Origin of the sequence: Iodobacter sp., assembly GCF_025352645.1 — a bacterium.
Classification (GTDB): domain Bacteria; phylum Pseudomonadota; class Gammaproteobacteria; order Burkholderiales; family Chitinibacteraceae; genus Iodobacter.
Genome location: NZ_JANXSO010000042.1, coordinates 56,265 through 77,901 on the forward strand (window position 1 = coordinate 56,265; position 21,637 = coordinate 77,901).

General features: G+C 46.0%; 23 protein-coding genes. 12 read left to right on the forward strand and 11 right to left on the reverse strand.

Features of this window, described 5'->3' with window-relative positions; all coding sequences use genetic code 11:
* Nucleotides 1-88: 88 nt before the first annotated feature.
* From yiaY to Q0R17_RS05815, 3 genes are all read left to right on the forward strand, one after another.
* Nucleotides 89-1,240, forward strand: coding sequence for an L-threonine dehydrogenase (gene yiaY / locus Q0R17_RS05805; protein ID WP_293932916.1), 1,152 nt, complete (start codon nt 89-91; stop codon nt 1,238-1,240).
* Nucleotides 1,241-1,416: 176 nt separating this feature from the next.
* A complete protein-coding gene (gene rlmD, locus Q0R17_RS05810; protein ID WP_293932918.1) occupies nt 1,417-2,718 on the forward strand; it encodes a 23S rRNA (uracil(1939)-C(5))-methyltransferase RlmD in 1,302 nt (433 codons plus the stop codon).
* A gap of 205 nt (nt 2,719-2,923) precedes the next feature.
* Nucleotides 2,924-3,709: an MOSC domain-containing protein gene (locus Q0R17_RS05815; RefSeq protein ID WP_293932920.1), complete on the forward strand. Its 786-nt coding sequence runs from the start codon at nt 2,924-2,926 to the stop codon at nt 3,707-3,709.
* Nucleotides 3,710-3,780: 71 nt separating this feature from the next.
* Here Q0R17_RS05815 and Q0R17_RS05820 read toward each other — a convergent pair whose 3' ends face one another.
* The 5 genes from Q0R17_RS05820 to fur all read right to left on the reverse strand — a co-directional run bounded on the left by Q0R17_RS05820 (nt 3,781) and on the right by fur (nt 7,589).
* A complete protein-coding gene (locus Q0R17_RS05820; protein WP_293932922.1) occupies nt 3,781-4,680 on the reverse strand; it encodes a response regulator in 900 nt (299 codons plus the stop codon).
* Between the two features lie 136 nt (nt 4,681-4,816).
* Nucleotides 4,817-5,584, reverse strand: a complete 768-nt coding sequence (locus tag Q0R17_RS05825; RefSeq protein WP_293932924.1) for a ParA family protein — start codon at nt 5,582-5,584, stop codon at nt 4,817-4,819.
* 159 nt (nt 5,585-5,743) lie between these two features.
* Nucleotides 5,744-6,472 carry an arginyltransferase gene (locus Q0R17_RS05830; protein WP_293932926.1) on the reverse strand — a complete coding sequence of 243 codons (729 nt, stop codon included), beginning with the start codon at nt 6,470-6,472 and terminating at the stop codon, nt 5,744-5,746.
* On the reverse strand, nt 6,469-7,167 hold the full coding sequence (aat, locus tag Q0R17_RS05835) for a leucyl/phenylalanyl-tRNA--protein transferase (RefSeq protein WP_293932927.1): 699 nt from the start codon (nt 7,165-7,167) through the stop codon (nt 6,469-6,471). Before aat ends, Q0R17_RS05830 begins: the two co-directional genes overlap by 4 nt.
* 5 nt (nt 7,168-7,172) lie before the next feature.
* Nucleotides 7,173-7,589 carry a ferric iron uptake transcriptional regulator gene (gene fur, locus Q0R17_RS05840; RefSeq protein WP_293932929.1) on the reverse strand — a complete coding sequence of 139 codons (417 nt, stop codon included), beginning with the start codon at nt 7,587-7,589 and terminating at the stop codon, nt 7,173-7,175.
* Between the two features lie 96 nt (nt 7,590-7,685).
* Here fur and Q0R17_RS05845 point away from each other — a divergent pair, with 96 nt between their 5' ends.
* The 3 genes from Q0R17_RS05845 to Q0R17_RS05855 are packed head-to-tail and all read left to right on the forward strand — an operon-like array spanning nt 7,686 to nt 9,797.
* On the forward strand, nt 7,686-8,090 hold the full coding sequence (locus tag Q0R17_RS05845) for an outer membrane protein assembly factor BamE (RefSeq protein ID WP_293932931.1): 405 nt from the start codon (nt 7,686-7,688) through the stop codon (nt 8,088-8,090).
* A gap of 5 nt (nt 8,091-8,095) precedes the next feature.
* Nucleotides 8,096-8,896 (forward strand): 4-hydroxy-tetrahydrodipicolinate reductase, encoded by an 801-nt coding sequence (dapB, locus tag Q0R17_RS05850; protein ID WP_293932933.1) that lies wholly within the window; start codon nt 8,096-8,098, stop codon nt 8,894-8,896.
* Between the two features lie 13 nt (nt 8,897-8,909).
* Nucleotides 8,910-9,797, forward strand: a complete 888-nt coding sequence (locus Q0R17_RS05855) for a neutral zinc metallopeptidase (RefSeq protein WP_293932935.1) — start codon at nt 8,910-8,912, stop codon at nt 9,795-9,797.
* A gap of 405 nt (nt 9,798-10,202) precedes the next feature.
* Here Q0R17_RS05855 and Q0R17_RS05860 read toward each other — a convergent pair whose 3' ends face one another.
* Nucleotides 10,203-11,372, reverse strand: a complete 1,170-nt coding sequence (locus Q0R17_RS05860; RefSeq protein WP_293932937.1) for an NAD(P)/FAD-dependent oxidoreductase — start codon at nt 11,370-11,372, stop codon at nt 10,203-10,205.
* Between the two features lie 66 nt (nt 11,373-11,438).
* Between Q0R17_RS05860 and Q0R17_RS05865 the strand changes: the two genes are divergently transcribed.
* The 6 genes from Q0R17_RS05865 to Q0R17_RS05890 all read left to right on the forward strand — a co-directional run bounded on the left by Q0R17_RS05865 (nt 11,439) and on the right by Q0R17_RS05890 (nt 15,314).
* A complete protein-coding gene (locus Q0R17_RS05865) occupies nt 11,439-11,996 on the forward strand; it encodes a DUF924 family protein (protein WP_293932939.1) in 558 nt (185 codons plus the stop codon).
* Nucleotides 11,997-12,082: 86 nt separating this feature from the next.
* Nucleotides 12,083-12,883, forward strand: coding sequence for a Cof-type HAD-IIB family hydrolase (locus Q0R17_RS05870; protein ID WP_293932940.1), 801 nt, complete (start codon nt 12,083-12,085; stop codon nt 12,881-12,883).
* Nucleotides 12,884-13,104: 221 nt separating this feature from the next.
* Nucleotides 13,105-13,542: a MarR family winged helix-turn-helix transcriptional regulator gene (locus tag Q0R17_RS05875; RefSeq protein ID WP_293932942.1), complete on the forward strand. Its 438-nt coding sequence runs from the start codon at nt 13,105-13,107 to the stop codon at nt 13,540-13,542.
* A gap of 33 nt (nt 13,543-13,575) precedes the next feature.
* Complete coding sequence (locus Q0R17_RS05880; protein ID WP_293932943.1) at nt 13,576-14,118, forward strand: cytochrome b; 543 nt, start codon at nt 13,576-13,578, stop codon at nt 14,116-14,118.
* 41 nt (nt 14,119-14,159) lie between these two features.
* Nucleotides 14,160-14,720 (forward strand): YceI family protein, encoded by a 561-nt coding sequence (locus Q0R17_RS05885; RefSeq protein WP_293932945.1) that lies wholly within the window; start codon nt 14,160-14,162, stop codon nt 14,718-14,720.
* A gap of 27 nt (nt 14,721-14,747) precedes the next feature.
* On the forward strand, nt 14,748-15,314 hold the full coding sequence (locus tag Q0R17_RS05890) for a YceI family protein (protein WP_293932947.1): 567 nt from the start codon (nt 14,748-14,750) through the stop codon (nt 15,312-15,314).
* 156 nt (nt 15,315-15,470) lie between these two features.
* Here the strand turns inward: Q0R17_RS05890 and Q0R17_RS05895 are convergent, their stop codons facing one another.
* The 5 genes from Q0R17_RS05895 to Q0R17_RS05915 all read right to left on the reverse strand — a co-directional run bounded on the left by Q0R17_RS05895 (nt 15,471) and on the right by Q0R17_RS05915 (nt 21,432).
* On the reverse strand, nt 15,471-17,588 hold the full coding sequence (locus Q0R17_RS05895; RefSeq protein WP_293932949.1) for an ATP-binding protein: 2,118 nt from the start codon (nt 17,586-17,588) through the stop codon (nt 15,471-15,473).
* Nucleotides 17,589-17,591: 3 nt separating this feature from the next.
* A complete protein-coding gene (locus Q0R17_RS05900) occupies nt 17,592-18,062 on the reverse strand; it encodes a molybdopterin-dependent oxidoreductase (RefSeq protein WP_293932951.1) in 471 nt (156 codons plus the stop codon).
* Nucleotides 18,063-18,330: 268 nt separating this feature from the next.
* A complete protein-coding gene (locus tag Q0R17_RS05905) occupies nt 18,331-19,461 on the reverse strand; it encodes a glycerophosphodiester phosphodiesterase (RefSeq protein ID WP_293932953.1) in 1,131 nt (376 codons plus the stop codon).
* Nucleotides 19,462-19,605: 144 nt separating this feature from the next.
* Nucleotides 19,606-20,808 carry a sodium/glutamate symporter gene (gltS, locus tag Q0R17_RS05910; protein ID WP_293932955.1) on the reverse strand — a complete coding sequence of 401 codons (1,203 nt, stop codon included), beginning with the start codon at nt 20,806-20,808 and terminating at the stop codon, nt 19,606-19,608.
* Between the two features lie 255 nt (nt 20,809-21,063).
* The gene (locus Q0R17_RS05915) at nt 21,064-21,432 is read right to left on the reverse strand and encodes an Mth938-like domain-containing protein (RefSeq protein WP_293932957.1); all 369 of its coding nucleotides are present in this window, start codon (nt 21,430-21,432) and stop codon (nt 21,064-21,066) included.
* Between the last annotated feature and the right edge of the window lie 205 nt (nt 21,433-21,637).

Consider the following 21,637-nt stretch of genomic DNA (forward strand, 5'->3'; position numbering starts at 1 on the left):
TCTTTCCTACCTCCTTTCTTTGATCTGACACAAACCCTGCTGCAATCAGAATGGTTAAGCTTAGATTTTGACCTGCAGGCAGATCATCATGACCACAACCGCATTCTTTATCCCCTCAGTAAACCTTATGGGCGCAGGTTGCCTTCAAGACGCAGTGAGCACCATTCAATCTTACGGCTTTAAAAAAGCGTTGATTGTGACCGATGCAGTGCTAAATAAAATCGGTATGGTCGCCAAAGTGAGCGAGCTGCTCGGCACGCATGGCATAGTTTCTGTGGTATTTGATGGCGCTCAACCCAATCCAACCATAGGTAATGTGGAAGCAGGCTTAAAATTACTTAAAGAAAACAACTGCGACTTTGTCATCTCGCTAGGTGGCGGCTCACCCCATGATTGTGCCAAAGGCATTGCACTTTGCGCCAGCAATGGCGGCAGCATTAGTGACTACGAAGGCTTAGACCAATCCAAAAAACCACAGCTACCGTTAGTTTCCATCAACACCACGGCCGGCACAGCGAGTGAAATGACGCGGTTCTGTATCATTACGGATGAAACACGTCATGTAAAAATGGCGATTGTAGACAAACATGTCACCCCAATTCTTTCGGTTAATGACCCAGAGCTGATGCTAGATAAGCCCAAAGGCCTAACTGCCGCCACCGGTATGGATGCGCTCACCCACGCCATTGAAGCCTATGTATCCACCATTGCTAATCCCATTACCGATGCTTGTGCGCTTAAAGCCGTCACGCTGGTTAGCGACAATCTGCGCCACGCCGTAAGCGACGGCCACAATCTGCACGCCCGCGAACAAATGGCCTATGCGCAATTCTTAGCCGGTATGGCGTTTAATAATGCATCACTTGGCTATGTACACGCCATGGCGCATCAATTAGGTGGTTTTTACGATCTACCGCACGGCGTATGCAACGCGATTCTGCTGCCACATGTACAGAAATTTAACTCACGCATTGCCGGCAAACGCCTTGGCGAAGTGGCCCACGCCATGGGCTGCGATGTGCGCTTCTTAAGCGACGAAGCCGCCGCCGAAGCCTGCCTCGCCGCCATCCGCCAGCTTGCTGCGGACGTAGGTATCCCCGTTGGCCTGACCGAGCTAGGCGTAAAAGTAGCCGACTTCCCCATTCTCACCGCCAATGCCTTGAAAGACGCCTGCGGCTTTACTAACCCGATTCAAGCCACGGCAGAAGAAATTACTGCGATTTATCAGGCTGCTATGTAAGAGTTTGGTGTAATTTGGCGGAATATATTGAAAGCAAAAAGGGGTACGTAATCCCATAAGCTTTGCTGCATTCAGCCAAGTTACACCGCCTAAAAATCAAGCCATTGCCTTCACCACGAATGCCCCACCCTTCCCCATATCGCTTATAATCGCGCGTTTTACGCGATGGCCTTACCATGACTGCTCCTGTCCTTATTGAATCACTCGACTTTGAAGGTCATGGAATTGCACGCGTAGAAGGAAAAACCATTTTTATTGACGGTGCACTGCCGCGAGAAACCGTCAGCTATAAAAGCTACCGTATTAAGCCGCGTTTTGAAAATGCCGAAGCCACGCAAATCCACACCAGTAGCCATCTGCGCGTTAAGCCACCCTGTCCGCACTTTGTCAGCTGCGGCGGTTGCAGCATGCAGCATATGGAGTTCACAGGCCAAGTGGCGGCTAAGCAACGGGTTCTGGAAGACAATTTAAAACGCATTGGCAATGTCAAACCAGAAATGCTGCTACCTGCAATTTACGGCCCGGAATGGGGTTACCGCCAGCGGGCGCGTTTATCGGTGTCGGTCAAGGGCAATGAGGTGCGCTTAGGCTTTTTTGAAAAGCGCTCTAAGATCATCGCCGATCTAAAAGAATGCCGTGTTTTACCGCCGCATATCTCCAAGCAAATTTTGCCGCTACGCCAACTGATTAAAAGCCTGTCTATTAAAGAGCAGCTACTGCATATCGAGCTGGCGGTGGGCGAGTACGTGGATATTCTGGTGCTACGCACGCCCATCAAGCCCAATAAGGCCGATCAAGGGCTGCTAAAAAAATACGCAGATGAATGGAAAGTACAATTTTGGCTGCAAGCCAAATCCAGCGAGGCAGCTAGCGTGTTTTACCCAAGCGATGCGCCGCAGCTCAGCTATAGCATCCCAGAATTTGGCATTGTGATGCGTTACAAGCCCACCGAATTCACCCAAGTCAACCATCGAATTAATCGCACGCTAGTCGCCCGCGCCATGAATCTGCTGGCCCCGCAAGCGGGTGAATCGATTGCCGACTTTTTCTGTGGCGTAGGTAACTTTACGCTAGCCATAGCCAAAAGCGGCGCTAAAACGCTGGGCATGGAAGGCTTGCAGCAGTTGGTAGACCGCGCCAATGAAAGCGCTGCGGATAATCAGCTGGCTGGCAACACCCAGTTTAAAGTGGCCAATTTATTTGATATGACCGAGCACTGGCTAAAAAAACTCGGTCACTTCGATAAAATGCTGATCGATCCGCCACGGGATGGTGCACATGAGTTATGCAAAGCCATCAGTGCCAAAAACGGCCCGCAGCGCATCGTGTATGTATCGTGCAACCCCGCCACGCTGGCACGCGATGCCGATGTACTGGTGCATGAAAAAGGCTATGTATTAAAAGCGGCAGGCATTGTCAATATGTTCCCGCATACCGCTCACGTTGAAAGCATTGCTTGGTTTGAGAAGGGCGAGTAGCACCAGCCATTCTAATTGCTAGTACATTGAGCTCGTATTTTCAGCCGCGCGATCAAGCTTGAATGGCCATTTTGCTTACAGAAATGGCCGACTGACTTGTCTTTACCTCAAACAAATCAACAACAAGTAAGACAAGTAAGATTTCCAGCGTTGTTTGTCAACTTAAATTCAGTTAACGTAACCTTATTTTGCCGAGCTGACAGCGATGACCATTATTCTTACAGGGCTTTACCGCTACCCCATTAAATCTAGCCGAGGCCAGCAGCTGCAGCAAAGCCAAGTACTGCGTAGCGGCCTACCCTTTGATCGTAGCTGGGTGATTGCCCAGCCCAATGGCAAGATTTTAACTGGCCGAGAGTGCCCAAAATTAGTTTTACTATCTGCAGAGCCCAGTGCAGAAGGCTTAACACTTAGCGCGCCAGATATGCCCACGCTATTTGTTGCAATGGGCTTATTTAGCCATATTCACCCAGCCAATCGCTGGGAAACCCAATTAAGCACCTACCATGGGGCCAGCGATGCAGACACTTGGTGCTCGGCTTATTTAGGTGAACAGGTGATTTTGCTTTGGGTGGGGTTTGAATTCAATCGGCAAAATAGCGTGGGCGAGCCGATTACCTTAGTCGATGCTGAGCCGTTGCTGTTGATTGGTGAAGGATCGCTGGCTGATATCAGCCATCGCCTTGATCGCGAGCTTTCAATGCAACGCTTTAGGCCCAATCTGATTGTGCAAGGCTGTGATGCATTTGCTGAAGATAGCTGGAAAAAAATCCGCATGGGGGAGGTGGTTTTGAGCGTGCTAAAACCCTGCCCACGCTGTGTTTTTACTACTATAGATCCAGATACAGCGGAAAAATCCCCAGATCAAGAGCCATTACGCAGCTTGGCCAAATACCGTAAAAGCGCTGCAGGTGTGCTCTTTGGGCAATATTTGACCATAGAAAAAGCGGGGATCATTAGCGAGGGGATGGAGGTAGAAATCTTGGACTAAGCGCTAGGGCGCGCTGCTCGCCGCGCTCTAATAAAAGCATTAAAGCGCAGTGAACTGCGCCTTAAACAACATCACGGCTCTACTGGCCGCACTCTTGCAACCACTTGGTTGCCAGTACCTTTGTACTCCACCGATTGAAACGATAGCATTCTCGCCATCGAAATCCCTCGGCCATGCGGATCAAACGCCCGCTCTGGTGACATTTCCAAAAATGGCTGCCATTCAAAGCCCACACCTTCATCGGTAATGGTAAAGACAATTTCACCCTCTTCCCGATAAAACGCGACCTTCACCTTGCGATGCTCGTATTCAGGCAGCGTTAAGCGTGCCTCTACTTCATCTTGCCAACGGCCATGCTGCAATAGCCGCGTTTTTTCAGCGTAGCTGATAGCTAAATTACCGTGCTCTACCGCATTCACTAATAGCTCCGACAATCCTAAGGCCACCCGCTGCGGCTCTGGGCAAGCATTAGAAAGCAACAAGGTAAGATGACGTGCTTCTTCCAATGTTTGAAAATGAAACTCACCCTTCATCAATAAATGATAAGAGCTGGCTTGCGCGGCTAATTGCGCATCAAGCTGGCTTTTTTCACGGTGAAAATTAACCGCTGCCGCCACAATCGCCAGCAACATATCGCGCTGAAATGGCTTAATCAGATAGTAATAAGCACCTGCCGCCAGCCCTTCACGCACGTTTTCTGCAGCGCCTACAGCGGTTTGCATAATCACCGGCAGGTGTTCAAATTCTGGTTGCTGACGCAATCGCGCAAGTAGGGCCATACCATCCATGCGTGGCATCATGCGATCAAGCAGCACCGTGTCAAACGAGTGATCTTCTGACAAGATCGCCCAAGCCACTTCGCCATCCTCGGCCACCACTACGTCGTAGCCCGCATCACTGAGGTGCTCAGAAAGTATTTCTAAATTAAAGGGCTCATCATCAACGATAAGTACCCTAGCCCGCTCTTGCATGACATCTCCTTTCCAATCTAGCCCCTCCCCCCATCAAGCTCCCATAAGGATAAAGGTAGGATTGCTCGCGTATACAGCGTAACCGCACAATATATACAGATTATTCAATTTAATAGTTTTGATGTTTTATGCCAGATTATTTTAATAAGGCATAAAGATCACTAAACTGCTGCGACAATTTATGACTGGGATCAAGAATAAGTAAGGGAATAGCGCGCTCGTGCGATTCCCTTACTTTAACCGAGGCCCCAAGAAAAACATCCAATACCGGCAAGCCCTGCTCTTTTAATTCCGCCACCATGCGCGCTGGTAAGCTAGCACGGGCTTGATACTGATTTACGACAATCCCTTCAATGGCTAAATCAGCATTATGATCATGGCGAATCTCCGCCACCCTATCAATCAGCCCCAATAAAGCATGGCGCGAGAATTCGTCACAATCAAATGGAATCAAACATCCTTCGGCCGCAATGAGTGCCGATAGGGTAAAGAAATTTAAAGCTGGTGGTGTATCCAGCCACACTTCATCAAAATCATTGGCTAATTCATTTAATGCTTCACGCAATTTATAAATTTTATGCCGTGATTCTAATTTGGATTCTAGCTCGGCAATTTGTGGATGCGAAGGCATAATCGATAGCCGCTCAAATGGGCTGCGATGCACAAACTCACGCGTGGCTTTGGCATACATACTAAAATTAAGCACTTGATCAAAAAAATCCAACAAACTGGGCTTAGCTAAATCAAGACCAGCGCCAAGCAAATAATGGCTTGAATTGGCTTGAGGATCTAAATCGACCACCAGAACCCGTTTACCCGCTTTAGCAGCAGCCGCCGCTAAATTAATGGTAATCGTTGATTTGCCAACGCCCCCTTTTTGATTAAACACCACGCGGACTTTCATCTAGACCATCTCTCATTTACTCATTATTACAATGAATACTAGCAGCTCTTATTCAACTTGTATTGCGTTGCACAATGGGTGTGGTGATTATGCTAGAAAATAAAAAATATAATCATGTAAGCCAACAGGGTAAAGTGATTTAAACAGTCTTTTAAACAACTAATCCGCAGCTAAAGGCTGCCACTTGCCATTAAATAAACCTTCAATCGGCTTATAGCGTATTTTGTAAGCCATTTTTCGGCATTGATCAATCCAATAGCCAAGATAAACATAGGGAAGCTGCATTTCTTTAGCTAGATCAATTTGCCAAAGAATATTAAATACACCTAAGCTAGCCCCAGCAAGGTCTGGATTGTAAAATGTATATACTGATGAAATCCCATCATCCAACTGGTCAATCAGGCTAACCATCTGCACTTGGTTATCTTGGCTAAATTCTGCTAAGAAACTACTCACATTACTTTTTAATATAAAATTTTGATATTGCTCACGATTATCTTGATCCATCCCGCCACCAGAATGCCTAGCCATTTGATAGCGCTGATACAATAAATAATGTGACTCTAAGTATTCCAAACCCAGTAATCTAACTTGTAATCCAGCATGTAATTTTTGGGCGCGGCGTTGGGTACGATTAGGTTTAAATTGCTGCACTGGCAGCCGCACTGGCACGCAGGCGCGGCATTGATCACACCAAGGCCGATACACAAATAGCCCGCTACGCCGAAAACCATGCTGCACTAAATTGCTATACGCTTGGCTATCAATAAGTTCCGCTGGCACCGCCACTTGCGAGCGTGCCACCTGCCCATCTAAGTAGCTGCATTCATACGTCGCAGTGGCATAAAACTGCAAAGAAACCGTGCGAGTGCGCAGCGAATCATTCATGCTTTTACCCTGTGTAAATAAGACCAAGGCCCCACTTGATGTGGCTCCGTGATAAGCGCACTTAGGCGCTCAATAAATTCATCACGAAAAATCTCACGCGCACCAAACCGAGCCAAATGATCTGTACGCATCTGACAATCGATTAACTGAAATCCCTGCTGCTCTAGATAGCGAACCAAATGCACAAAGGCAATTTTAGAGGCGTCGGCTTTTCTGGCAAACATAGATTCACCGTAGAACATTTTTCCGATGGCGATGCCATATAAGCCTCCTGCCAGCTCACCATCCATCCAACACTCAGCAGAATGCGCCCAGCCAGCACGATGCAAAGCCCCGTAGCTGGCACAAACATCATCACTAATCCATGTGGCAGGCTCACCATCACGCGGTGCAGCACAGCCTTGCATCACCTCTGCAAACGCCGTATCAAAGCGCACCTCATAAGAACGATTGCGTAACACTTTATCTAGCGACTTAGGAATATGCAGCTCAGCAGGAAAAAGCACCATCCTTGGGTTGGGGCTCCACCAAAGAATGGGCTCACCTGGCATAAACCACGGAAAAATGCCGGATACGTATGCAGACAACACCCGTTGAGGCGACAAATCCCCCCCTGCAGCCAACAAACCATTTGGCTCTTGCAAGGCAAGAGAGAGCGGAGGGAACTGCAAACTGCTATCAAGCCAAGGAATCACTTAAATTACGCCGCCTTGCATGTTGCGCAAATACCATACAAATACATTTCATGATCCTGAATTTCAAAACCATGATCTTGTGCAATTGCGTCTTGGCGCTTCTCGATTTCAGCATCATAAAATTCTTCAACCTGCCCACACTTCACGCAAACCAAGTGATCATGATGGCCACCCGCGCTCAGTTCAAATACTGATTTACCGGTTTCAAAATGATGGCGAACCAAAATACCAGCCTGCTCAAATTGAGTCAGCACACGGTAAACGGTAGCCAGGCCAATATCTAAGTTGTCTGCAATCAACAGGCGGTAGACATCTTCCGCTGTCATATGGCGCTGATCACCTGTCTCAAACAAGTTTAAAATTTTCAGCCGTGGCCCAGTGGCCTTCAAACCCATTTCTTTTAATTCGTTCGCTTTGCTCATGTGTTTCTCTCCCTGTTTTAGGCTACATGCCCCAGATCAGGTTATGATATAGCGTTTAAGTTGGTCACTCCAACCCGCTCTGGAAGAATATCGCCCATGATGAAGGCAAAAGTACTTATTTTATTGCTCCCTATCGCGCTAGCTACCTCGGCGTGCAGTGTTGCTAATTTCCTTACACCTTATAAGCTCGACATCCCACAAGGCAATGAGATTACCGCAGATCAAGTTGCCAAGCTCAAAGCAGGAATGACGCGCTCGCAAGTTCGCTTTCTATTAGGCACGCCACTCTTAACAGATCCTTTTCATGCCAACCGCTGGGACTACCTTTATAGCGATGCGCGTGCTGGCGAGTTAAGAGAAAAAAAGAGTTATGTGCTTATATTTAAAGACGATAGCTTGCTGAGTTTTTCAGGCGAAACGCTACCTGCCCCGATTAAATTTAAATCTGCCGAAGCATCTGCAGCCAGTGCGGTGAGCTCAGCTCCAGCCCTTAAGGAATAAACGACATGACGATTAAAATCGCCATTGCCGGTAGTAGTGGTCGCATGGGCCGCATGCTGATCGAAGCCGTCATCAACGCAGATGATTGCCAACTTTTTGCCGCCTTAGACCGTGAAAACAGCCCCGCAATCGGCAGCGATGCTGCAGCTTTTTTGGGTAAAAATTGTGGTGTGAATATCAGTGCCAACCTCAATTTACTGGCTGGCGCGGATGTTTTAATCGATTTCACCCGTCCCGAAGGCACATTGCAACACTTAGCCGCCTGCCAGCAGCATGGCGTCAATATGATTATTGGCACCACGGGCTTTGAAGAAGCAGGTAAAGCAGCTATTGCTGCTGCCACCAATAAAATTGCCATCGTGCACGCCTACAATATGAGTGCAGGAGTTAATTTATTGGTAAAGCTGCTTGAAGTAGCGGCAAAAACCCTCAACACCGGCTACGACATTGAAATTCTAGAAATGCATCACCGCATGAAAGTCGACGCGCCTTCTGGCACCGCCTTAATGCTGGGTGACGCAGTAGCAGGAGCGATGAGCCAAAAGCTAGAAGACTGTGCGGTTTATGATAGGCACGGCATTACTGGCGAGCGAGATCCTTCCAGCATTGGTTTTGCCACGCTACGCGGCGGCGATGTGATTGGCGACCATACGGTGATTTTTGCTGGCATGGGCGAGCGCATAGAAATCTCGCATAAAGCATCTAACCGCAATATCTACGCCCAAGGCTCTATCCGTGCGGCACGTTTCTTAAGCGGCCAGCAAACCGGCCTGTTTAATATGCAAGATGTACTGGGTTTAAGTTAAACAGGAGCAGACTATGCGCTGGCAAGACTTACGACGTAGCGATAATGTGGATGACCGCCGTGATGAAGACGGCGGTGGGAGCGGTGGGAGCGGTGGCGGTGGCGGTTTACCCATTGGCCAACTAGGCATTGGTGGCGTGGTGATTGTCGGCATCATTAGCCTGCTACTGGGGCAAAACCCTTTGCAAGTACTGGGGCTTATTGCCAACCACAGCGCACCCGCACATCGCAGCCAACCTGCTCAGCCTAAAGCGGCGGCTCGCGATGATTCAGCCAGCCAGTTTGCCCGCGCCATCTTGGCCTCTACCGAAGATGTCTGGAGCAAGGCCTACCCAGAAGCCTTTGGTAACGCCTATAAAAAGCCCACACTGGTGTTATTTAGAGGCCAAGTTAAATCCGCCTGCGGTAGTGCTTCATCTGCAATGGGGCCGTTTTACTGCTCGGCAGATCAGCAGGTCTATATTGACCTAAGCTTTTATGACGAGCTAGCCAAACGCTACGGCGCACCAGGGGATTTTGCTAACGCCTATGTGCTGGCACATGAAATTGGTCATCACGTGCAAAACCTCTCCGGCATTTCAGGCAAAGTGCATCAGAAGCAACAACAAGTATCTAAAAAGCAAGCAAATGCACTGTCGGTAAAGCTAGAGCTACAGGCCGATTGCCTTGCTGGCGTTTGGGGCTATTACGCCGCGCAAAATAAATTGCTAGAGCCTGGCGATGTAGAAGCAGGTTTAGCCGCCGCCAATGCTATCGGGGACGACACCTTGCAGCGTGGCGCAGGCCAAGCAGTTACGCCTGATGCATTTACCCACGGTAGCTCAGAGCAGCGGATGCATTGGTTTAAGCAGGGATTAACAAGCGGTTCAGTGAGTAGCTGTAATACATTTGCTAACAAGTAAACAGCATTTTACAAATAGCAGAAACGACAACGGGGTGCGAATGCACCCCGTTGCTTATTGCGGTAAAACAGATGAAATACATACTGAAGGTTAATGTTAATAAAAACAACGTTCACTTCAAAAGCAGCTACAGGAAAAACACGTACAAAAAATACTACGGTACGGCCACATCTACAGCTACAACTCAGTACTTACATCTAATACACGCAAAGAGCAGATACTACGACATCTGATGGCCTTCTCGTGTTGGCAGAACTCTTTCACCAATCACTGCACTACAGATGCCCAGCATAACGACACATTAGCCGCGTCGCGACGGGGGCAAACTTCGCCTCCGAAAACAGCACCTCTTGGAAACTATTCATTCGATCTCCTTTCGCTGTTGCTGGAGACTTAGTTATACACCTAGCAATTTAATCCTGCAACATAACCAGACGACCAAGCCCATTGAAAGTTATATCCGCCCAGCCAGCCGGTCACATCGACCACTTCTCCAATAAAAAATAAGCCTGCAACATGGCGTGTTTCCATGGTTTTAGAGGATAAAGCCTGCGTGTCCACCCCGCCGCGTGTCACCTCGGCTTTTTTGTACCCTACCGATCCCGAAGGAATAATCGACCAGCAATGAAAGCTTTCTTCTATCGCAGCCAATTCTTTAGCTGAATATTGCTTAAGCGGTTTAATCTCGCCCCACTGCGCCAGCCAAGCTTGCACCAAGCGCTTAGGCAGTAGCTCGGCCAAAATAGTACTCATCAGCGCATCCCGATTTGCCTCTGCCCATAGCGCAGCAAAATCCACATCGGGCAATAGATCGATTTCTAAACTATCCCCTGCTCGCCAATAGCTAGAGATTTGTAAAATAGCGGGGCCAGATAAGCCTTTGTGCGTGAGCAAGATGGCTTCTCTAAATTGCGTATCGCCACAACTTACCACCGCGTCCTCAACCGCCACCCCTGCCAAATCCGTCCAAAGGTCTTGTGGCTGAAAGGTCAGCGGCACAAGGGCGGGAGCAAGCGGCAGCACGGGGATATCAAACTGCTTAGCAAGATCAAAGCCCAAGCCAGTCGCACCAATCGGTGGAATAGATAAGCCACCACAAGCCACCACCAGCGAGCTGCACTGCCACGTTTCGCGGCTGGTCACCACCTCAAAGCCACTCACGGTTTTTTCAATCGACACGATGGCTGTATCCATGCGCCACGTCACGTCGCCTTGATCCACTTCAGCCTTCAGCATATCGATAATGGCTTGCGAGCCTTGATTGCAAAACAATTGGCCCAAGGTTTTTTCGTGATAGCCAAGGCCATGCGCCTCAACCATTTTAATAAAATCGAACTGGCTATATTGTTTAAGCGCAGATTTTACAAAATGTGGGTTGGCCGATTGATAACAGCTAGCCAAGGTATTTAAATTTGTAAAATTACAGCGCCCACCGCCAGAGATACGAATCTTCTCTGCCAGCTTTACCGCATGATCGATCAACACCACGCTACGGCCACGCTGGCCTGCCGTGGCTGCGCACATCATGCCTGCCGCGCCAGCTCCAATTACAATTACATCCACCACATTTTGCATTACTCTACCTTTGCTACCATCGGCCCAAGGCCAAAAACGGCGTATTGTAACTCACGAGGTGAATCCATGAATCCTGATCACGTTCTTAATTTTTGGTTTGGCCAGCAGCTTGAAATTCACAGCGAATGGTTTCGTAAAGACGCCGATTTTGATACACAAATTAAAGCGCAGTTTTTAAGCACAATCCAAGCCGCCGCCCATGGCGAGCTTGCCACTTGGCTCACCACCCCGCGCCATTGCTTGGCCTACATTATTTTGCTAGACCAGTTTCCACGTAATGTTTTCCGTAACGATGCGCAAAGCTTAGCCTACGATCATCTCGCCTTAGCGGCAGCTAAAGCCGCCATCACTCAAGGCTTTGATCAACAACTCAAACCGCTGGAGCAGCTGTTTATTTATCTGCCCTTTGAGCATTCAGAAAACCTGAGCGATCAAGAGCAAGCCCTCACCCTTATGACTGGCTGGCAAGCGGATGAAAAACTGCAGGGCTTTTACGATTACGCGCTTAAGCACCATGCGGTGATTCAGCGCTTTGGCCGTTTTCCACACCGCAATCAACTCTTAGAACGCAGCTCAACAACAGAAGAGCAAAGCTACTTATCCCAACCAAGCGCGGGTTTTTAATTAGTTTTATTTGGCATTTTTACAAGCGCAGTAAAGCGCTGTAGCAGATAAAATAAAAGCTTCCAGAATCAACCGGATTGCCTACGATGTATCAGCTTATCGCCTCCGATCTTGATGGCACCTTGCTCAATGGTGAGCATATGGTGGATGCCTATACGGCAGAAACACTGCGCATGCTGGAAGAGCGTGGTGTTCAATTTGTGATTGCCACTGGCCGCCATTATTTAGATGTAATGGGGATTCGGGATGTATTAGGAATTCGCGCCCATTTAATCACCTCAAATGGCGCACGCATTCATAGCCCAGATAATCAGCTGATTCACGCTGAGGATATCCCCGCCAATTTAGTGAAGGAGCTCTCACAAGCTGAGTTTGCTGCAGGCACGCTATTAAACTTTTATCTTGATGATGCCTGGCTCATTGATCAGCACAGCCAATATCTACTCGATATGCACCAAGATTCTGGCTTTACTTATCGGATCGAAGACTTAGCCAATCACAATGGCCATGGCGTGCCCAAGATTTTATATATTGGTGATCACGCCCATTTACTGGGGGTAGAGAGCAAATTGCGTGAGCGCTTTGGCAATACGCTGTACATCACCTTCTCTATGCCCGATTGCCTAGAAGTGATGGCCGCTGGCGTATCCAAAGGGCACGCTTTGCAAGTGGTGCTCGATCGCTTGGGCCTGAAGCGCGAGCAGTGTATTGCCTTTGGCGATGGGCAAAATGATCTAGAGCTATTACAAACAGCGGGCCACCCAAGGCTAATGAGTAATGCTAATCCTCGCTTAATTGCCGCTCTACCAAACGTGGTAAAAATTGGTAGTAATGAAGAGTCTGCCGTGGCGAAGCACCTTCGCAGCGCTTTCAATATGACTCACTAATTGCATTACGGTGGTGGCGTCATTATCGCCACCACAAAGCCTATCTTGGCTGAGGGCTTGGCTTTCAACCCCGCTTAGCGCTCACTGTCCTTCCCTTTTTGCTGGCAATATTTTTCTGCAAACTCATCTATCCTAATGATTACTAATCATTTCCACATCTTGCGACATTTTTTTTGTTCTGATATAAATAGTCCTAACACGAACAATATGGCTCACATGTCATGGAAAACTTTCAAATCACTCTCCGTGAGCTGGTGCGCTGCTACCAAGCATTTGAACAACTGTCTAACCGGCACATCCGTACTATGGATTTAACCCCTGCTCAATTTGATATTGTGGCCACCTTAGGCAACACTCAAGGCATGAGTTGCCGTGAACTAGGCGAAAAAACCTTAATTACCAAAGGTACCTTAACGGGCGTACTGGATCGCTTAGAAGCAAGAGACATTGTTCGCAGAGAAACCATCAATGCAGACCGGCGCAGTTTTCGTATTTTTCTGAGCCCTACTGGTGAAGATCTATTCAATCGTACTTTTAACCAGCACCTCGAATATATTCGGCCATTTTTTTCAGAACTATCAGCACAAAAATTAACAGAAATAACATGTGCACTGACTGAACTTCGTCATAAATTTCAAGACCAAACGAATGCAATATAAATCCTTCCATTATTTTTCAAGATAGTGAGCAAAATGAGTAAAAAACAATACGATGGCATGCAGGTTTTATTGCACTGGTTATCCGCACTATTCATCTGTGCAGCATTTGGCCTAGCATGGACCATGGACGATATGCCATTATCTCCGCTTAAATTTAAAATTATTTCTTGGCATAAATGGGCCGGGATTACCGTGCTAGGGCTAGTGGCTATTCGCCTTATTTGGCTTAAGCTCAAAGGCGCGCCAGCAGCGGACCCTAGTCTACCCGCCTGGCAAAGTAAGCTTTCTAGCGGCGTGCATCATCTACTTTATTTATTAATGTTTGCCATGCCACTTTCTGGTTGGCTAATGAGCTCGGCCAAAGGCATCTCCGTAGCTTATTTAGGCTTATGGCAATTACCTAATTTAGTCGAAAAAAATGAATCATTGGCTGGCACATTAAAAGCCAGCCATGAATTATTTGCCACCGCACTACTGGTTTTTATTGGTCTACATATTGCCGCAGCGCTTAAACACCATTTTATTGACCGAGATACTATTTTGGCTCGGATGTTGCCTTTTTTACGTAAAAATTAATTTTAATAAATGTTATTTTTCTATCCTTACTGGAGAATTCAATGATTCGGCACATCCTTAGCGCCACGCTCATTTCGGCAATTAGCCTCTCAGCCAGCGCAGCACAAACATTAGTGCCACAAAAAAGCAAAGTAGATTTCAGCTTTAAACAAATGGGTGTATCTGTAGATGGCGGCTTTAAAAGCTTTAGCGCCAAAGTAGACTTTGACCCAGCCAAACCAGAAAAAGCCCAAGCTGAAATTATTGTCGATTTAGCCAGCATTGATGTCGGTGGCAGCGATGGCAATACCGAAGCTAAGAAAAAAACATGGTTTGATGTAGCCGCTTTCCCTAAGGCCACCTTTGTTGCCAGCAATATTAAAGCCCTAGGCGCTGGTAAATTTGAAGCCAAAGGCAAGCTTACAATTAAAGGTATTAGCCGCGATGTAACCACCCAGCTCAGCACAAAATCAGAAGCAGGCAATCTAGTGGTAGAAGGCACTCTACCTATTTTGCGTTTGCAATATAAATTAGGTGATGGTGTTTGGGCTGATACAGATACAGTTGCGGATCAAGTCATTGTTAAATTTAAAATAGCCCTTGCTGGCACAGCAGGCAAATAAGTTTTACCCACCCCACTGGAGTCTACAATGAAGCGTTTTATTGCCACAGCACTACTCGCAGGTTTTAGCAGCACCGTTTTTGCAGCGCCTGTTGTTTACAATTTAGATCCATCCCACACCTACCCAAGTTTTGAATTAAGCCATATGGGCTTTTCAATTCAAAATGGCCGTTTTGATAAATCAAGCGGCATCATCACGCTTGATGCAGAAAAGAAAACCGGCTCAGTAGATATCAGCATTGATACCCGCAGCTTAAATAGCGGTTGGGAAAAACGCGATGCGCACGTTAAAGGCCCAGATTTCTTTAATAGCGAAAAATTCCCAGCAATGACATTCAAATCCAATAAATTGGTATTTGAAGGTGAGAAGCTAGTTGCTGTTGATGGCAATTTCACCCTGCTAGGCGTGACCAAGCCACTGACTTTAGCCGTTAGCAATTTTCAATGCGCGATGCACCCAATGATGAAAAAACAAGCTTGCGGCGCTAATGCCACAGCCAGCATCAAACGCAGTGAATTTGGTATGACTACTTACGTACCGAATATTGGCGATGACGTTAAGCTTAGTATTGCGGTAGAAGCAATTGCTCAATAATAAATAAAGATTAAAAAAAGGGAAGAGAGCGATCTCTTCCCTTTTTTATTGGGCTGATATTAAGCACGCCAAACCCCAAATCTAAAATCAGAGCAAATATGAAAGGCACTGCGTTTTATAGATAATAAAAAAACAACATCAGCATTTGAATAACAACTAAACAATCGGCATATCTTGCAATTTATCTAGCTCTTTTTGCGTATCCTCACGCACCTGGCTAAGTACCGCTATTACATCATAATCAGGCTCTACCTCAAGCGCAGACCAATGCTGGCCCAAAATAATCGCCCCAATTTGCAATGCGATTCCTTTAGCGCTATGTGCGTAACGCACCGCCTCATTTAACTCCTGCTGTTTAAGCGCTGATTTATAGAGCAGTTCTAATTCAGCCACCCTATTTAAGCCTTTTTGGCTTAAAGCTAAATAGCGCTCAAACTTAAATCCTAGCGAATTAAGCGCGGTTTGATAATCTAACAAGCCACCTGTTTGCTTATAATTATTGTCTTGCCATTTGCCTAAAAGCAAAAGCAATTCATCAATTTTAAACGGCTTTCTTAAATGCCCGCTAAAAGCCACAAAGCCAGTCTCCTGCTGCAACTCTTCTAAGGGGCTGGCTGAGACTAAGTAAATCGGCTTTTTCCATTGCTGCTGCCGCAAAATGCCTGCCGCGGCCATGCCATCCATTTGGGGCATTTGATAATCCATGATAATGCTATCAATAGCAGGATGTTGTTTCACTTGAAAGATAGCTTCAAAGCCATTGCAAGCTTGTAAAGTAGTGGCACCAAAATCCTGTAAAATGCCGCAAATCATTTCACGATTAATCGTTTCATCTTCCACCACCAAGATAATGCGGCCCATTAAGGATGGCTGCTGCGATTGGCCAATAAGTGAAGCGCTAACTGATGCAGCAACAACTTGAGCCTCAATAGTGACAACAAACTCACTACCTACCCCTTCTTGACTACTAAAAACAATGTCGCCTTTCATTAGCCGAGCATAATCACGGCTTAAAGACAAACCCAGCCCTGTTCCCCCAGCTAATTGCCCCACTTTACTCTGCTCAAAAGGTGAAAAAATCAAAGCCTGATCTTCTTTTTTAATGCCACAACCACTATCTACAACTGCAGCATGCAAAAGATAACAATGCGCCTCTTTTTTACCATAAAGCGTTAAGCTAATCGCTCCACGCTGAGTAAATTTAAGACTATTACCCAGTAAATTAATTAAAATTTGGCGCAGCTTACCAGCATCTAAACTTAAATCAAGCTCTAAGCTATCATCAAAAAAAACATTAAATCGTAAACCTTTTTCTTTGGCCATCATATTAAACATGGCTTCAAGTTCAACTCTTAATTGTTTTAAGCTAATCGTTTCTATAATAAGGGATATTTTATTATGCTCAGACTTAGATAAATCTAAAACATTATTAAGCAAACTTAATAAATGCGTGCCGCTGTTTTCAATATAGCCAATCTCGCGCCTCCCTTCTACATCCAACGTTTTTTTACGTAAAAGTCGATCGGTATAGCCAAGAATAGAGGTGAGAGGGGTTCTAATTTCGTGGCTAATATGGGCCAAAAATCGACTTTTAGCAGCATTAGCCACATCGGCTTGTAATCTAGCCTCCTGCAAGGTAATCGCAAACTCAGCTAATTTTTTTCGGCTGGTTTCTGTTTTCCATAGTGCATAAACACCCAAAGATGCAAATAGCAGTAAAATTAGGATTTGCGTTGTAGCCAACACAATACGCAATTCACCCCAATGCATAATGTTTTTTCGATAATCATCAATTGATTTTGAATCTTGGCTACGTGCTGCTTGAATAAGATTATCTACGCTCTCTTGCTGAGCGGTTGTTATCTTATTAAATAAAACCCAGTTTTTCTCATCAATGGGATTATTTTTCAGTATTTCTTCGCCAAACTGAATGTAATCAACCAAGGGCTTTAGCAGCGTTATATTTATATCTTTTTTTCTTAATAAAGAAGATACTTCTACTTGGTTATTCACAAAGCCATTAATGCGGCTATAGTAAATATCAAAACGTAAATTGATTTCATCCAGCTGATGTCGATCACCATACTGCAAAGCTTCGCGTAAACGTGCGTATTCGCTACTGAGTTGGAAAAACTGCCAGAGCTGGTTATCCATTCCCAATTGGTTTACACGTTCAAGCTCTCTTTTTTGCTCTAATTCAAAGTGCACAATCAGGCTGAAATTTACAATCAGCACGATGCACACAAAACTTAAAATCCATCTGAAACGAGTCATTGCTTATTCAGCTTTTATACTACGCAGTTGCCAACTACAACGGCGAAAATACTCTGTAACTCTTAATTCAGCATGATCTTGAAAAGGGTACATAATAAATAAAGGCCCTTTATCTCTGATAGTCATTAATTTTCCATTACGCTTTCTAGCTACAATCACATCGTATTGAAACGCATCACTCGCAGGAATAGAAATAGCATAATCATTCAGGGCGATGAGTTTAATATTGCCATTTTGAATGCTGGCCAACTTTAGTACATCACGCAATAAAGGCCCTTCAAAGGTTTGCTCAGCAGAAAACCACGGCGTTGGCACCAGCATTTTTTTTTGTGGCAACTTAGCCAGCGCATCATCATCAAGCTCAAAATTTGAACCCGATTTAGCACTCACAGAAAGGATAATTTTATTAGGCGTGGCAACAGCCTGATTAGTGCATAGCAAAAGACACAGACTCAAAACAATAGTACGAAACATCTACTCACCCTCAGGCACAAAAAAATCAACCCACATTGTAAAGTAAAAAACAATAACTTGTAACCGCAGGTCTTTTACCAAAACAGTCATTCCCCCTGTAAACAATCAAACAACCATTTTATTAGCTTATTCATAAAAAAAAATACTAGCAGGCTAGTATTCTGCTTTATTAATTACAAATGGTGACAGAACCAAGTATCGGCCCATTAATCACTTTTTTAGCAATCTTCCAATACTCATTCACCACAGAAAATATCATCTCAGCCTATTATTTTTTACCCAAATAGGCATCTAGCGCAGCACGGCCAATGGATGGATCATCGGTAAAGAAACCATCAATTCCTGCCTGTAGAAATACCGTAATTTCTGCAGCTAAATCACCTCGCTCAGTCAGTGATTTAACATCCCCTTTACGCAAATTAGCGGGTAAGAATGGATTTTCTGGGCGGAAAGTATAAGGGTGCAACAGCAGATTAGCTGCATGCGCATCCTTTACCAAACTAGTTGGCGTACCTAGATTATTATTAGCATCGCGAGAAATAATCATATCTTTAGCAGGGCCAATTCCATTAGCATACAACGCCACTTCTTTTAAGCCTGCAGCGGTGGCAAGATCGGCATAACTACGCTTATCCCCTGCTAAACGAAAGTCTTCTGGTTGGCCTGAACCAGATAGCAGCTGCACAATTGGTAAATCAGTCAGGCTGCGAATTTCTTTTAAATTAGCTACTTCAAAAGACTGAATAAATACCGGTGCAGTTTTACCCTTATAGCCATTGGCATGCAGCGCATCCACTAGGCGCTTTTCTAATGGCAAATTAATCGATTTAAAATAACTAGGATGCTTAGTTTCTGGATAGATACCAATCGTGCGGCCGGTTTCTTTGGTTTTGGCTTTGGCCAGATCAATCACTTCTTGGAAAGTCGGAATCTCAAATTGCCCATCGTATTTAGCATTTTCTGGGCGATTAGCCGGAATACGCTCTTTAGCACGCAATGTTTTTAGCTCTGCCAAAGTAAAGTCTTCGGTAAACCAGCCTGTAACGCTTACACCATCAATGCTTTTAGTGACTTTACGGCTGGCAAATTCTGCCTTATCCGCCACATTGGTCGTGCCAGAAATCTCATTTTCATGCCTTGCCACCAACACGCCATCTTTGGTGCTCACCAGATCAGGCTCAATTACATCAGCACCAATCTCAATGGCCTTGGTATAGGCAGCAATAGTGTGCTCAGGACGCAGCGCCGAAGCCCCACGATGACCGATTACCAGCTTAGCGGGCAATGGTGTTGCCACAGCTGCAGGCGGCACAACAACCTCCGCGTCATCACCACCACAAGCGCTCAAGCCCAGCGTGGCGAATAAAAGAAATGCAGAACTTAATTTAAGCAGAGCCATGATTTTAGAAACCGTAAATTGAGAATGTAAGCCAATCTAAGCCGCTGCCGTGACACCCACATGACAAAGCCCCGCCATATTGACGGGGCTTCGTTTCATTCAGCGCCAAGCTGCAGCCATTGATGTCTTTTTATGCAACAGACCCTAGCCATAAATCGGCAACAATAAAAACAGCTTAATCAAAATCGCATTAGCAATATCAATAAAGAATGCGCCAACCATAGGCACAACTAAGAAAGCAATGTGCGAGGGGCCGAAGCGTTCGGTTACGGCTTGCATATTGGCAATGGCGGTAGGCGTTGCACCTAGGCCAAAGCCGCAGTTACCGGCGGCTAAAACAACGGCATCGTAGTTTTTGCCCATCACGCGGAAAGTGACAAAGATGGCGAATAGCGCCATTACGCTGGCTTGCAGCGCCAAAATACCCAGCATAGGCAGGGCTAATGAGCCTAATTCCCACAAGCGTAGTGTCATCAAGGCCATGGCTAAAAACAGCGATAGGCTTACATTGCCTAATACCGACACGCCGCGATCAAAGACTTGGTAAATACCTAGAGCGGATAGGCCGTTTCTGAGCACTACACCAATAAATAACACGCACACAAAACCTGGCAATTCAAAAGCTGTGCCTTTTAATACGCTGGCTAATGCTGAGCCTGCCATTAAGCTGACGGCAATGAGGGCCAGTGTTTCAATAAACACCTGTGGGGTAATTAAGCGTACCGCATGAGGCTGCTCAAAAGGTGTTGGGCTATCATCACTATTATGCTCAGAGCCAGGAATGCTTACTTTTTTAACTAGGTAGCGTGCAACTGGGCCGCCGATTAAGCCGCCCATGACTAAGCCAAAAGTAGCGCAAGCCATGGCGACTTCGGTGGCGGATGCCAAGCCATATTTTTCGCTAAACACCGTGCTCCACGCAGCACCCGTGCCATGCCCGCCCGACATAGTAATCGAGCCCCCCAAAAGGCCCAGCAAGGGGTTAATACCCATGGCGCTGGCGGCGGCAATCCCGACGATGTTTTGCATAACCAGCATGGCAACCACCACACCGGTAAAGATGACTAGGGTGCGGCCGCCTTTTTTAAGGCTAGCCAGATCTGCGTTTAAACCAATACTGGCAAAAAATGCCAGCATCAAAGGGGTTTGCATGCCGGTATCAAACTTTACTTCGGCCCCAAAACTCATCCGCCCAAGCAATAATAAAACAGCGACTAATAAGCCGCCGACCACGGGCTCTGGAATACTGTAATTGCGCAGTGGAGGCGACCATTCAACAATTTTTCGCCCCAGTAATAAAACCAATGATGCGGCGACTAAAGTGCCATAAAAATCGAGTTGAAGCATATTCATCCTTATTGTCTTTACATAACAAATGACATTCAAATATTACATAAGAATATTTAGCTACTTTATTCAGATCGTGATTAAACAAGTCATTCTTATTAAAAACAAGCGAGGAAAACCCGACTTAAATCGCTAAAATTGTCATAAAGGTAAAAATAACCAAGACCAAATAGATATAAAACCCAATTTATTCCAAATAGATACATAAGTGGAATAAATTATTTTCAATTATTTGGTTAAATAAGCCTCAATCTATTAATTATGCACAATTAGCGCTACCACCTTGCGATCTTCCGACGTCAAAATATTAAAGGTACGACAAAGTGCGCCGGTATCCATCACATCCAGCCCAATATGTGCGGCTGCTAGTGCACTATAGAGTCGCGGATGAGGAAAACGAATGGTTTTTCCTGTGCCCAATAAAATTACTTCAGGTTTATACGCCAGCACTGCACTAAAATCGGCCTCGGTTAAATCATCAAAGCCCAAAGGCCGCCAAACGTGGACCTCGCTAGCCGTTACCAGCACATTACCTTGATATTGCTCGGTATTCACCCGCACAAAATCATCCCCATAGCCTGAGAACTGATTCATATTTTCGACGGCGGCATGTTGTAATTTCATGATGATTATCCTTTTATATGCTGGCTATTTTAACTTATTGCTCGCTTGATACGACTTTGCATTCATTTTCCTGATTATGTCTCTTGCTCCGGAACCCTTGATTTAGCAATTCGTGCGGCGTAAAGTGAACGAACGTTCTGCTTTACGGAGGTGAATCATGTCCGTCAATGGCATCCAAATGCAAAAGGGCTTGTCTTTGCCTGAG

What these genes read in the sequence shown, in the direction of transcription:
- Q0R17_RS05820 (WP_293932922.1), bottom strand. Translation starts at nt 4,680, where the DNA reads ATGCAAGAGCGGGCTAGGGTACTTATCGTTGATGATGAGCCCTTTAAT.
- Q0R17_RS05830 (WP_293932926.1), bottom strand. Translation starts at nt 6,472, where the DNA reads ATGAATGATTCGCTGCGCACTCGCACGGTTTCTTTGCAGTTTTATGCC.
- rlmD (WP_293932918.1), top strand. Translation starts at nt 1,417, where the DNA reads ATGACTGCTCCTGTCCTTATTGAATCACTCGACTTTGAAGGTCATGGA.
- yiaY (WP_293932916.1), top strand. Translation starts at nt 89, where the DNA reads ATGACCACAACCGCATTCTTTATCCCCTCAGTAAACCTTATGGGCGCA.
- Q0R17_RS05875 (WP_293932942.1), top strand. Translation starts at nt 13,105, where the DNA reads ATGGAAAACTTTCAAATCACTCTCCGTGAGCTGGTGCGCTGCTACCAA.
- Q0R17_RS05815 (WP_293932920.1), top strand. Translation starts at nt 2,924, where the DNA reads ATGACCATTATTCTTACAGGGCTTTACCGCTACCCCATTAAATCTAGC.
- Q0R17_RS05860 (WP_293932937.1), bottom strand. Translation starts at nt 11,372, where the DNA reads ATGCAAAATGTGGTGGATGTAATTGTAATTGGAGCTGGCGCGGCAGGC.
- Q0R17_RS05870 (WP_293932940.1), top strand. Translation starts at nt 12,083, where the DNA reads ATGTATCAGCTTATCGCCTCCGATCTTGATGGCACCTTGCTCAATGGT.
- Q0R17_RS05845 (WP_293932931.1), top strand. Translation starts at nt 7,686, where the DNA reads ATGATGAAGGCAAAAGTACTTATTTTATTGCTCCCTATCGCGCTAGCT.
- Q0R17_RS05825 (WP_293932924.1), bottom strand. Translation starts at nt 5,584, where the DNA reads ATGAAAGTCCGCGTGGTGTTTAATCAAAAAGGGGGCGTTGGCAAATCA.
- Q0R17_RS05855 (WP_293932935.1), top strand. Translation starts at nt 8,910, where the DNA reads ATGCGCTGGCAAGACTTACGACGTAGCGATAATGTGGATGACCGCCGT.
- Q0R17_RS05865 (WP_293932939.1), top strand. Translation starts at nt 11,439, where the DNA reads ATGAATCCTGATCACGTTCTTAATTTTTGGTTTGGCCAGCAGCTTGAA.
- Q0R17_RS05890 (WP_293932947.1), top strand. Translation starts at nt 14,748, where the DNA reads ATGAAGCGTTTTATTGCCACAGCACTACTCGCAGGTTTTAGCAGCACC.
- dapB (WP_293932933.1), top strand. Translation starts at nt 8,096, where the DNA reads ATGACGATTAAAATCGCCATTGCCGGTAGTAGTGGTCGCATGGGCCGC.
- Q0R17_RS05900 (WP_293932951.1), bottom strand. Translation starts at nt 18,062, where the DNA reads ATGTTTCGTACTATTGTTTTGAGTCTGTGTCTTTTGCTATGCACTAAT.
- Q0R17_RS05880 (WP_293932943.1), top strand. Translation starts at nt 13,576, where the DNA reads ATGAGTAAAAAACAATACGATGGCATGCAGGTTTTATTGCACTGGTTA.
- Q0R17_RS05905 (WP_293932953.1), bottom strand. Translation starts at nt 19,461, where the DNA reads ATGGCTCTGCTTAAATTAAGTTCTGCATTTCTTTTATTCGCCACGCTG.
- fur (WP_293932929.1), bottom strand. Translation starts at nt 7,589, where the DNA reads ATGAGCAAAGCGAACGAATTAAAAGAAATGGGTTTGAAGGCCACTGGG.
- Q0R17_RS05915 (WP_293932957.1), bottom strand. Translation starts at nt 21,432, where the DNA reads ATGAAATTACAACATGCCGCCGTCGAAAATATGAATCAGTTCTCAGGC.
- Q0R17_RS05895 (WP_293932949.1), bottom strand. Translation starts at nt 17,588, where the DNA reads ATGACTCGTTTCAGATGGATTTTAAGTTTTGTGTGCATCGTGCTGATT.
- gltS (WP_293932955.1), bottom strand. Translation starts at nt 20,808, where the DNA reads ATGCTTCAACTCGATTTTTATGGCACTTTAGTCGCCGCATCATTGGTT.
- Q0R17_RS05885 (WP_293932945.1), top strand. Translation starts at nt 14,160, where the DNA reads ATGATTCGGCACATCCTTAGCGCCACGCTCATTTCGGCAATTAGCCTC.